7 protein-coding genes and 1 pseudogene are annotated in these 12,223 nt (G+C 46.0%); 4 read left to right on the top strand and 4 right to left on the bottom strand.

What is annotated here, in order from left to right; translation table 11 throughout:
• Both ACEW8S_RS03980 and ACEW8S_RS03975 read left to right on the top strand, forming a co-directional pair.
• Positions 1-915: DUF5723 family protein (locus tag ACEW8S_RS03980; protein ID WP_373516888.1), on the top strand; the 915-nt coding region annotated here is incomplete at its 5' end.
• A gap of 170 nt (positions 916-1,085) precedes the next feature.
• Entirely contained in the window at positions 1,086-1,535 is a 450-nt protein-coding gene (locus tag ACEW8S_RS03975) for a nucleoside deaminase (RefSeq protein ID WP_373516887.1), read from the top strand.
• Between the two features lie 161 nt (positions 1,536-1,696).
• On the opposite strand, the gene ACEW8S_RS03970 is transcribed toward ACEW8S_RS03975, so the two are convergent.
• From ACEW8S_RS03970 to aspS, 3 genes are all read right to left on the bottom strand, one after another.
• Positions 1,697-1,948 carry a hypothetical protein gene (locus tag ACEW8S_RS03970; protein ID WP_373516886.1) on the bottom strand — a complete coding sequence of 84 codons (252 nt, stop codon included), beginning with the start codon at positions 1,946-1,948 and terminating at the stop codon, positions 1,697-1,699.
• A 60-nt stretch (positions 1,949-2,008) separates the two neighbouring features.
• Positions 2,009-3,793 carry a chloride channel protein gene (locus ACEW8S_RS03965; RefSeq protein ID WP_373516885.1) on the bottom strand — a complete coding sequence of 595 codons (1,785 nt, stop codon included), beginning with the start codon at positions 3,791-3,793 and terminating at the stop codon, positions 2,009-2,011.
• Positions 3,794-3,929: 136 nt separating this feature from the next.
• The gene (aspS, locus tag ACEW8S_RS03960; RefSeq protein WP_373516884.1) at positions 3,930-5,687 is read right to left on the bottom strand and encodes an aspartate--tRNA ligase; all 1,758 of its coding nucleotides are present in this window, start codon (positions 5,685-5,687) and stop codon (positions 3,930-3,932) included.
• 191 nt (positions 5,688-5,878) lie between these two features.
• On the opposite strand from aspS, the gene ACEW8S_RS03955 reads away from it, so the two are divergent.
• Both ACEW8S_RS03955 and ACEW8S_RS03950 read left to right on the top strand, forming a co-directional pair.
• Positions 5,879-8,848 (top strand): SusC/RagA family TonB-linked outer membrane protein, encoded by a 2,970-nt coding sequence (locus ACEW8S_RS03955; protein ID WP_373516883.1) that lies wholly within the window; start codon positions 5,879-5,881, stop codon positions 8,846-8,848.
• Between the two features lie 18 nt (positions 8,849-8,866).
• On the top strand, positions 8,867-10,174 hold the full coding sequence (locus ACEW8S_RS03950; protein WP_373516882.1) for a RagB/SusD family nutrient uptake outer membrane protein: 1,308 nt from the start codon (positions 8,867-8,869) through the stop codon (positions 10,172-10,174).
• A gap of 64 nt (positions 10,175-10,238) precedes the next feature.
• Here ACEW8S_RS03950 and ACEW8S_RS03945 read toward each other — a convergent pair.
• Positions 10,239-12,223: pseudogene (locus ACEW8S_RS03945) on the bottom strand (efflux RND transporter permease subunit); the annotation flags it as partial.

Below are 12,223 nucleotides of genomic sequence, written 5' to 3'. Positions count from 1 at the left end.
TCCGATGGGTTTGACATCGGCAACGATTTTGATTTCGATTCAAAAAACCTGAATACGACCGTACATGTATTTTCAGAGATCGGCGTAACCTATGGTCGGGAAATATTGAGAACCCAAGACCAGTTTATGAAAGGCGGTGTGACCTTAAAATATCTACAGGGTGCAGGCGGATTGTTCGCCAGTTCACCGGAATTGAGCGGAAGCTATAATGGGATCACCAACCAACTTGTTACGCAAGGTTCAGTGGCTTATGGCTCGACACCGGGTTTCGAGTCCGATTCCCCAGAATTTAGTGACCTTCAAGGCGGTTTCGGAGCCGATATAGGTGTCGTATACGAATACAGAAAACGCATTATGGATGACCGTGTACAAGGCCAAAGGGCCCAACAGTATAAATTTAAACTGGCCTTGTCCCTTACCGACATCGGGAGTATCAACTATAAGAATAGCGAGAATACGACCTATGACGCCGATGGAAACGTAAATGCGGTGGAGTTCGAGACCAAGGATATCGAAGAGGTCTTGGAAGATAACTATACCGGTACTACCGTCACCGGCGACCAAAAGATTGCCTTGCCGACCGCTTTGCAGATCATGGCCGATTACTATCTCGGGCGACGATTTTACGTCGGTCTCCATACCGGACTTTCAATGCGCGATTCCGGAAAATCAAACACGAGCACTACGATCAATACGGCAACGATTGCCCCACGCTTTGAGACCAAGTGGTTCAGCGTCTCTTCTCCAATAGGTCTGCGTCAATATGGCGACCTTGCCTGGGGATTGGGGATGAGGGTCGGTCCATTGACGGTAGGCTCCGGCTCGATATTGACCAATTTGATCTCTGAAAAGAGCAAAAATGCCGACCTGTATATTGGACTTAAGATTCCGTTGTATAAGAATGTGGCCTATTAGATGCCATAGAACGAGCCTATTGAAATGTTCCATCGATAATCGTAATTTGAGAGGTCTACGCTATTAAAAGGATAAAGGACCAATAATTTTTCAATTGACCCGCTACTTTACTGGCGGGTTTTTTGTGTCGCAAAACAATATTCCATACTATTGTTGATCAAAATAGCAGCATGATCCTCCCCTACGACGACAATTATTTCATGAAAAAAGCCCTGCAAGAAGCAGAAGCAGCTTATGAAAAAGGCGAAGTGCCCATCGGTGCCGTAATTGTCGTTCAGAATCGCATCATTGCCCGAGCCCACAACCTGACCGAACAGTTGAACGACGTTACCGCCCATGCCGAGATGCAGGCCATTACTGCCGCAGCGAACTTTTTGGGAGGGAAATACCTTCAAAATTGTACGCTTTACGTTACTCTCGAGCCCTGTCAAATGTGTGCCGGGGCATTATATTGGAGCCAGATTTCTAAAATAGTCTATGCGGCGGCGGACCCTCAAAGGGGTTGTAGCGTTATGGGCACTAAATTGCATCCGAAGACCGAGATTTTGGACGGAATTATGGAGAACGAAGCCAGTGAACTTTTGAAGCGGTTTTTTATCCAAAGGCGGAATTTGAATTAAGAGGACAACAAAACTTTGTAAAAAAGGAATGATAATTCGGGCTGTTGAGAAACCCGCAAGGGGTTATCGTTTTAGCCACCTTGTAATTCTGCCTCGCCCGCCACGTCATACCTGAACTCCCCTGGCAGCGGCTAAAACCGTGCAAGTAGCTCGAATAGGGTTCAGTTTTTTCGATCCTTCTCCTTCTCTTTCCCCCGCATTTTAAGAATATTTTCCTCGTTGAGCATATAGTCCTTCATTTTTTTCCCTCGGGAATAGTGGAAGAGGAAAAGCGGCATGGCGACCAGAAAAAGTCCGACCGTACCAAAGCCGATGTATTTATGGGAAAGCTCTAGCTGTTCTGGTTGAATGGAAAAGCCGTAGATGATAGATGCCAAGGAGGCAAATAGTATAAGGATTATCAGATATTTCATAGCATTCAAAAATAGAAAAAAATCTACATATGGGGTGCTCTTCTATAATCCTAACCTTTTTTAACGCGTAAAATTAATCAGCTCCCTCCGATACGCCGTCAGCAGTTTCGATTTTGACACAAACCCTACATATTTGCCATCTTTAATGACAGGCAGGTTCCAAGCGCCGCTGGTCTGAAACTTTTGCATTACTTTTTGCATACTATCCTTCCCGTAAAAAATATGCTCTGGCGCGGCATGCATAAAGGTAGCCACGGTAGTAGAGGTATAGAGAGAGGTGTCAAACATAAATTCCCTGATATCATCCAACAAAACAATCCCTACTAAAGCTCCGTTTTCGTCTACTACGGGAAAGATATTCCGTGTCGATTTTGAGACGGATTCGTGCAGCATTTCCCCCAAGGTCATATCGGGACGCACCATCTTAAAGTTTTTTTCGATGACATCATCAAGTTCCATAAAGGTAAGCACCGTACGATCTTTGTCATGGGTCAAAAGGCTATCCGTTTCCGCCAATTCGCGGGTGTATATGGTGTAGTCGATGGTATTTTTGGTAATCAGGTACGATATTGACGCAGTGATCATCAAGGGAACAAAAAGGGCATATCCCCCGGTAATCTCGGCAATCAAGAAAATGGCGGTCAAGGGGGCGTGCAACACACCTGCAATAAGCCCCGCCATCCCGATAAGGGTGAAATTGCTTTCGGAAACGGCAAACCCGAGTCCCGAATTATTGATGATTTTGGCCACCACGTTGCCCAATGAGCTACCCATGACCATAGTGGGAATAAAGGTTCCTCCCGCGCCCCCGGCCGCTAAAGTAGTGGTCATGGCCACGGCCTTGAAAATGGTAATTCCCGCCAGTAAGGCAATGACCACCCAGATATTATCGATGTACCTGTCAAAAGGCGTCTTTCCCAAGGCCGCAACATGGTCACCGTGCAGCAGATTATTGATAAATCCAAAACCTTCACCGTACAGCGGCGGAATAAAATAGAGCATAATCCCAATGGCCAGCCCGCCGACCAGTAGCTTGTATTTCGGACTTCCCAAAGGCTCAAAAAGCTTGATGATGCCGAAATACATTTTGGTAAAATAGATGGATGCAATGGCCGTGCCCACGCCTAAAACGATATAAAAAAAAGTATCCTTGACCTCGAAAGCCTCGGTAATGGTAAAACTGAACAGTACCTCATTGCCCATAAAAAAGTAGGAGGTGAGCACGCCCGATATCGAGGCCAACAAAAGCGGAAGCATCGAAAGCATGGTCAGGTCAAGGCTAAACACCTCTACGGCAAAAATAATAGCGGCAATAGGCGCTTGGAATATCGAGGCAATGGCCCCCGCCGAAGCGCAGGCTATCAACAGCGAACGGGTCTTGGCATTGACGCGCAACATTTTCCCCAAATACGAACTTATGGCCGCACCAGAAGCGACCGCAGGACCTAAAAGTCCGGTCGAACCGCCGAAACCAACGGTGAGCGGGGCGGTAATCAATCGGGTATAAATCTGTTTGGGGGAAATGACACCTTTCTCCTTCGATAGGGAGAATAGGATGGATGACACGGCAAGCTTCAACTTTTCCCTATGCACGAACTTCACATAAAGGTAGACTAACGTCAATCCTATGATGGGAAGAATAAAATACAGTCCGTTGTTGGAAATAAGGATGCCCTTTTCGAGGGAGGCTTCGATAAAGTAGGTGATATTTTTCAGGGTAACGGCCGCAAGCCCAGCTAGCAGACCGACCACCACGCTCATGATATGGGTAAAGGTTTTATGGGAGATATTTTTGTACCTCCATTTAAAAAACCGGGAAATCCATTTTTTTTGTTGGGTGGGCATGTTTTAGGAAGGCTTGGCCGTTCAAAGGTATCTAATTCAACTGATGCATTACTTTTTTGTTAGGGAGGAGTCAGTATTTTATTAGCTTATGATGCGACGTCACCTCCAATTTCCCAAATACCGGAAGTGCCACATCTCAAGTCTTTTTTACATCCAACCTCAAACCCAATTCCTCTAATTGCCCCTTATCGATTGGTGCCGGCGCGTCGATCATCACGTCGCGGCCATTGTTGTTTTTGGGGAAGGCAATAAAGTCACGAATGGTTTCTTGTCCGCCTAGAATGGCTACGAGACGGTCTAGGCCAAAGGCGATACCACCGTGGGGTGGCGCGCCATATTGAAAGGCATCCATCAGAAACCCGAATTGGGCCTTGGCCTCTTCGGGGGTGAAACCTAAATGTCGCAACATGGTGCTTTGTATTTCCTTGTCGTGGATACGGATGGAGCCGCCGCCGATTTCGTTGCCGTTCAGCACGAGGTCGTAGGCATTCGCCCTTACAGCCTCCGGATCGGTGTCCAGCAGTTCCAGTTGTCCCGGTTTCGGGGATGTAAAAGGATGGTGCATGGCGTGGTAGTGGCCGGTTTCCTCGTCAAGTTCCAATAATGGGAAATCGGTAACCCAGAGCGGGGCGAATTCGTCCGGTTTTCTTAGGTCGAGCCTGCCGGCCATTTCCATACGTAGCGCACTGAGTTGGGTACGGGTTTTATGTGCATCCCCGGAAAGCACACAGATTAAATCACCTGCTTTCGCCTCGGTCGCGTCCGCCCATTTCGCCAGATCGTCTTGGTCATAGAATTTATCGACGGACGATTTAAAGCTACCATCTTCATTACATTTTACATGGACCATGCCTTTGGCACCCACCTGTGGCCGTTTTACCCAGTCGACCAGGGCATCGATTTCCTTTCGGGAATAGTCGCCAGCTCCCGGCACGGCGATGCCCACGACGAGTTCGGCGGAATTGAAGACGTTAAAATCCTTGTGCTGGGCGACGGCGTTCAGTTCACCGAACTCCATCCCGAAACGAATGTCGGGTTTGTCGTTTCCATAGATACGGATGGCGTCATCATAGGAGATTCTGGGGAACGCCGATATTTCGACCCCGTTGATTTCCTTGAGCAGATGTTTGGTCAATCCTTCGAAGGCATTCAAAATATCCTCTTGCTCGACAAAGGCCATTTCGCAGTCGATTTGGGTGAACTCGGGTTGGCGGTCGGCCCGCAGGTCTTCGTCCCTAAAACATTTTACGATTTGGAAGTATTTGTCCAGCCCACCGACCATCAGCAATTGCTTAAAAGTCTGTGGCGATTGTGGAAGTGCATAGAACTGCCCTTCGTTCATTCGGCTGGGCACTACAAAATCACGGGCACCTTCAGGAGTGGATTTTATGAGATAAGGCGTTTCCACCTCGATAAAACCCTGTTCGGAAAGATATTTACGAACTTCCATAGTTACCTTACTACGAAAAATAAGGTTGTTTTTCACAGGATTTCTACGGATGTCGAGATAACGGTATTTCATCCGCAGGTCCTCGCCACCGTCCGTTTCGTTTTCGATGGTAAAAGGAGGGGTAAGGGATTTGTTGAGTACGACAAGCTCTTCGACCAAGACCTCGATATCGCCTGTCGCCATCTTCGGATTTTTGGACGCCCGTTCGATGACTTCGCCCTTGACCTGAACCACAAATTCCCGGCCTAGTTCCCGGGCCTGTGCTAGAAGTTTTGATGAGGTTCTATCCTCATCAAAGACCAGTTGGGTAATGCCATAGCGGTCGCGCAGGTCTACCCAGACCACAAAGCCTTTGTCCCGAGTTTTTTGTACCCACCCCGAAAGGGTCACCTTTTCGTTGATGTCCGATTCGCGCAGTTGTCCGCAGGTATGGCTTCTGTACATTGTTTTGGTGCTTTTGAAGCGCAAATGTAAGAAGTTATGACTGCACCCCCTAAAAATAAAACCGCTGATTTTTTGCTGGTTATGGCATTATGAAAATTAACTTTTTATTAATTAAAAGTTAAAAAAAACTTTATTTTAATCAATTCTTCTGTAACTTGGTGGTAGAAATAGCTAATTCAAACCTTATGAAAATGAAACAAACTTTGTTCAAAAGTGTGTTTTTGGTATTGTTTTTTGTCTTACCGACACTGTTGGTCGCGCAAGGAGCGATTACCGGAAACGTAACGTCCGCCGCAGATGGCCTCCCATTACCCGCAGTAAATGTGGTCGTAAAGGGTACCACGGTTGGCACCACCTCCGATTTTGACGGTAATTACGAGATTACTGTCAACGATTTTCCCGCAACCCTGGTTTTTTCTTCTTTGGGATATGCCAGCCAAGAAGCGGAGGTCAGCGAAGCGACTACCTTAAACATTGCCTTGGAAGAATCCGCTACGGGTCTTGAAGAGGTAGTGGTCACGGGGCTGGCGACATCAGTGAAAAGGGAAAACCTGGCGAATGCTGTGGCTACGGTTTCTGCCGAGGAATTGGCAGGAGTTACTCCGCCCCAAACATTGGATGGTGCACTCGCCGGTAAATTTGCGGGAGCACAGATTACAAAGAGTTCGGGAGCCCCGGGTGGTGGTATTTCCGTTAAATTGAGAGGAATCACCTCGGTCAATGGAAATGCGCAGCCACTTTATATTGTAGACGGCGTTTATGTCAATAACAATAGCGTAGCCGGGGCGGGCTTGAATGCTGTTTCCGGAGCCGCTGCTGGCGGAAGCGCCTCTAATCAAGACAACCCATCGAACAGAATCGCAGATTTAAACCCAGATGACATCGCGAGCGTTGAAATATTAAAAGGGGCTTCTGCCGCGGCTATTTATGGGGCAAGGGCCGCTGCCGGTGTTATCTTGATAACAACAAAAAAGGGGCAAGCCGGAAAAACGAAGGTTTCGGTCTCCCAGGCCGTAGGCTTCAATAATATTATCAGATACCGGGGCGTACGGGATTTTACAGCCACTACTGCCGAAGCGGTCGGCGAAGGTCAAGGGGCGCTCTTTACGGCTGCCCGGAACAACGGCACCCTAGTCAATTACGAAGAAGAAATATTCGGCGAAGATGGCTTTATATCGAACACAAGCGCCAGCGTTTCCGGTGGTTCTGAAAATACTCAGTTCTATGCAGGCTTCACCAACAATGAAGAAGCAGGTATCGTTAAAGGTACCGGGTATGATAAAAAGTCCATACGGTTGAATCTAGACCACAGGCTTTGGGATGATAGGGTTAAATTGGGCCTTACAACGAATTATCTCAATTCTTCCGCAAATAGGGGTTTTTTCAATAACGACAATACGGGTACTACCATTGGTGTCGCCCTTACTTCAACGCCTCCGTGGGCTCAATTGTTTCCTGATGAAAACGGTAATTATCCCGATAACCCCTATGGTTCCTCGAATCCTCTGCAAACTAGGGATTTAATTACGAACAATGAAAGTATCAACCGATTTATTGTTGGGGGATCTGTCGATGCAAGTATCTTCCAAAATGAAAAGCAAAACTTGAAATTGATTCTAAGGGGCGGTGTCGATTACTATGAACTGGTGACGACCGCAATTTTCCCAAAAGAACTGCAATTTCAAAAGGCTTCGAACGGCGGAGTGAACGGTTTGACCGCTTTGGGCACTACAGAAAATAAGGACGCCAATTATTCCGCCTTTTTGGTACATAATTATTTTACCAATAACAATATTAATTTTACTACCCAGGCGGGTATAACCAAACAAACCTTTTCTCAGAATACGGTACGAAATCGGACTACCAATCTTATTGGATCTGAAACAAACGTTGACCAAGGGGCAAATTTCAATGTGAACCAATTTAGGCTCGAGCAAGAAGATTCCGGTTTCTTTGTTCAGGAAGAAGTAAATTATCAGGATAAGATTATCGGTACTATCGGTGTGAGGGGCGATAAATCGAGTAACAATGGTGATGCCAATGAACTTTTTTATTACCCAAAGGCATCCATGGCCGTCAATATCCATAATTTTGGCCTGGAGTCTGATGTATTGAGCCAACTTAAGGTAAGGGCAGCTTACGGGGAAGCCGGTAATTTTGCCCCGAACGGTGCGCTTTTCACGGCGTATACTAGCTCTCTTATTGATGGAATCGTTGGAATTACAGTGCCCGGCACCTTGGGCGATCCCAGCATCAGCCCTGAACGACAAAAGGAATTGGAACTTGGATTGGATATTGGACTCTTAAAAAATAGGGTTTCCTTGGAGCTCTCGTACTACATAAAATCGGTAGATGACCTTATATTACAGGCCAATAATGAGCCTTCTTCCGGTTTTTCCAATATTTGGGCAAATGCGGGTAATCTCGAAAACAAGGGTATTGAAGCAGCGTTGAACGCAAATGTATTTCAGTCCGAGAATTTTAGTTGGGATACCGGAATCATTTTCTTCAAGAACAAATCGGAAATTACCCAATTGGATGTGGAACCCTTCGATACAGGCGGTTTTGGTACCGGACTGGGAACTTTTAGAATAGAAGAAGGTAAAAGTGTAACCCAGATTGTGGGCAATGATGAAAATGGGGATGTCGTTGTGTTGGGCAATTCAGAACCCGATTTTCAAATGACCTTTACCAACAATTTTAAATACAAGAATTTTGATCTGGCCTTTTTATGGCATTGGAAGAAAGGGGGTGAAAACATCAACCTTTCCAACCTGCTATTCGATTTTGGTCAAACCTCCGGCGACTATGATGATCTCACCTTAGATCCCGCTGGCGAAACACCGAACGGAGATTTCAGGATAGGTGCGTTTTTGGGAGGTAATGCAGCACCTTTTGTTGAAGATGCAGGATATCTAAGGCTGCGTGAGGTCGGTCTATTCTATACGCTGCCTTCGAAAATTTTGGATACGGCTTTCAGTGGCTTCGTTTCAAACATCAAAATAGGTCTTTCGGGAAACAACCTTATCAATATATTTGATTATAACAGTTATGACCCCGAGGTTTCTAACTTTGGTTCGAACGGACTTTCCACAGGGGTCGAGGTTACGCCGTTTCCTACCTCAAAACGCTTTTTATTCCACGTATCAGTAGGCTTTTAGAAATTAAAATAAAGAAAAATGAAAATGCTAAATAAAATTTTAACGATTACGATAGCGCTGTTTCTGTTTATTTCTTGTGAAGTCGAAGATGGCGAGAACTTGAACGGGGCGGATACTACCTCGATATCCTCGGATATTTCAAGAGGTGAACTAGGAGATGCTATTGGAGGTGTTTTTTCGGATATGCGACAGCGTTTGGGGACCCAGGTTGATGCCATGTCGGTAGTCGGAAGGGAATATTGGCGAATAGCATCTTCCGATCCTAGATGGACCGGCGATCTGTTGACTGGCGTGCTCGATGACAACACTTTTTATACCACGACGCCCTATGCTGGCAGATACGCCACCGTAAAGGACATTAATCTGATATTGGATGGTCTGGACAATACCACCGCCGATTTTTCGGAGGTTGAGAAAGCTGCTACAAGAGGTTTGCTCAATACGATCAAGGCCCACGAATTTCTGATGGTGCTCAATATGCAGTTCGAGAACGGAATCAGAACCGACGTATCCGACTCCGATAACTTGGGCGGCTTTAATGCTTATGACGAATCACTTGCTATTTTGATAGATATATTGAACTCGGCGGCCGAGGATTTAGATAGCGGCGGTGAAGCCTTCCCTTTTCCGATTCCTGCTGGGTTTGAGGGGTTCGGTACACCGTCGACATTTAACGGATTCAACAAGGCCTTGGCTGCTCGAATAGCGGCATATCAAGGCGATTATCCAGAAGTATTATCCTATTTAGGCGATTCGTTTTTAGATTTGGAAGGTGACCTCGCTATCGGTGCTTACTTTACATTTTCTCTGACCGGTGCCGATTTGGCAAACCCCTTGTTTTTTGCTCAAAATTCAACGGTAGCCAATGTACGCATTGCTCATCCAACCTTTATTTCCGAAGCGGAAGCCGATGATGACCGCCTCGAAAAAGCACCGATTAGGAATGAACCTTTGAGCAATGCGGGTCTGACCGGAGCATACGATGTTTTTGTCTATAAAAGTAATATTGATCCCGTGGGTATAATCAGAAATGAAGAATTGGTGCTGTTGAACGCGGAAGCCAATCATATTACGAACCCATCGGAAGCAATAAATTCAATCAATATTGTTCGGAATGCGGCCGGTCTGCCGGATTATTCTGGAGGAAGTGCACCAAGTGACTTGGTAGAAGAAATATTGCAACAGAGGCGATATTCATTATTCGCCGAAGGTGGTCATCGGTGGATCGATTTAAGAAGATTCGGAAGATTGGACGAATTGCCCTTAGACAGAACTGGTGACAATACGGTAACCCAATTTCCTACGCCTCAAAATGAAAATCGCTAGAGCTGATATTGCAAAAGAAAGTCCCGCTAAATTTGGCGGGACTTTTTTGCAAATTATTCATGGCCTAAGCTGCCTCCTCCAATTCCTTACGTTTTTCAACAGCCCTATTCTTCTTGCCACTTCCTCGAACCTTTATTTTTATCCGATAGCTAATATTGAATAGTACCGGTACAATAATTAACGTCAAGAATGTCGCTACAATCAGTCCGAAGATAACGGTCCACGCCAAAGGCCCCCAGAAAACCACGTTGTCTCCGCCCATATAAATATTGGGGTCGAATTCGGAGAACAGGGAAAAGAAATCGATGTTCAATCCTATGGCTAGTGGGATCAACCCTAACACCGTTGTGATTGCCGTAAGAATTACAGGGCGAAGCCTGGCTTTTCCACCTACGATTATCGCTTCTTTTGCCTCGTCCAAAGTTAGAAGTTCGCTCATATCTTCCATACCCAATTTTATCTTTTTACGATCAATCAAAATCTGCGTATAATCGAGCAATACTACCCCATTGTTGACTACAATGCCCGCTAAAGAGATAATACCCATCATGGTCATCATAATGACAAAAGACCATCCTGTAATCATCAAGCCCCCGAAAACGCCGATAAAGCTTAAAAAGATAGCGATCATAATTATCAAGGGTTTTGAGATACCGCCGAACTGGAATATCAATATCAAACAAATAAGTCCCAATCCTGAAAAGAAGGCGCCGATCAAGAACATCTGCTGTTTGTTCTGCTCTTCCAATTGGCCGGTATAGTCGATTTTGATATCGCTTGGGAGGCCATTAAACGCTTCCATCTCTTTTTGGATTTCCGATACGATGGCGCCTGCATCGGTAAAACCGGGTTTAAGACCCGAATAGACCGTTACTACCCGGTTGCCGTCACGATGCTTTATGGCACTGAATCCCGAAGTGTTTTTCTCCTCGGCAACAGCGGATATCGGAATCTCTTTAATCTGCCCGCTGGCTTGATCCCTGAAAATAATATTCTGGTTGAACAGGGCGCTTTTATTGTACCTCAGCTCTTCGTTAAAACGGATGTTGATGTCATAATCCTCGCCATCCTCTTTATAAATACCTGCTTTTTCCCCGAAAATAGACCTACGTAATTGATTGCCTACCTGCCCCACGTCCACACCGAGCTCACCGGCTTTCTCACGATCGACGAGTACCTGCATCGAAGGTTTACCTTTGTTCACATCGATTTTCAACTCTTCGATACCACCGATATTCTAGGTGTTCACAAAATTGCGGATGTCTTCCGCCGTGTTGATGAGTTGGTCATAGTCATTACCCTCCAATTCAATGTTGATGGGATAGCCCGCCGGCGGGCCATTGGCGTCTTTTTCTACCGAAATGGCCAGCCCCGGATAAATACCGTCCAAGTCTTCCTGCACCTTGGCCCGTATGTTTTCGGTGTTGATGCCCTGACGATATTTATACTCGCTAAAGTTCACGGTCATCTTTCCTCTATGTGGCATTTCTGCGGCGGAACCGCCATCGGTCAACGGGTTTCCGGCACCTTCACCGACTACCGATACCGCTGAGGCCATCATAAAGTTCTCGCCATCCTGTTTGTATTTAGGGTCGTCTAAAACAGCGTAGACCCGTTGTTCGATATCCTTGGTGATGTCGTTGGTCTTTTCTATGGATGTGCCTTCCGGATATTCGATATAGACATAGATTTCATTGGGCTTATTGTCGGGGAAGAACTCTATTTTAGTGCGTTGGCTTCCGACCGACATTCCGAATAACATAAAAACACTGATCAATAAAAGGAAAGTTATCCCAAAATACCAATACACGTTTCCGCCCCGCATTGCATGTTTCAACCGGCGTTCGTACCAGTTCTCGAAACGGGACATCGTTTTTTTCTGGAAACTTTCCGCTACGCCTTTAATGCCGTATTTATAGATCCAAAATAGAATAGCGGTCAACAACATTACCGTTCCCAATCCGCGCATAGCCCCTCCGAACAGTAATATCAAAATGCCGATACCCCCTAAAATCACACTCAAACGGATAAGTTGTTTTAACGTTAGCT

Origin of the sequence: Pricia sp., assembly GCF_041745955.1 — a bacterium.
Lineage (GTDB): Bacteria > Bacteroidota > Bacteroidia > Flavobacteriales > Flavobacteriaceae > Pricia.
The sequence above is the reverse complement of the archived record's forward strand: the minus strand, read 5'-3'. Positions and strand labels throughout refer to the sequence as shown.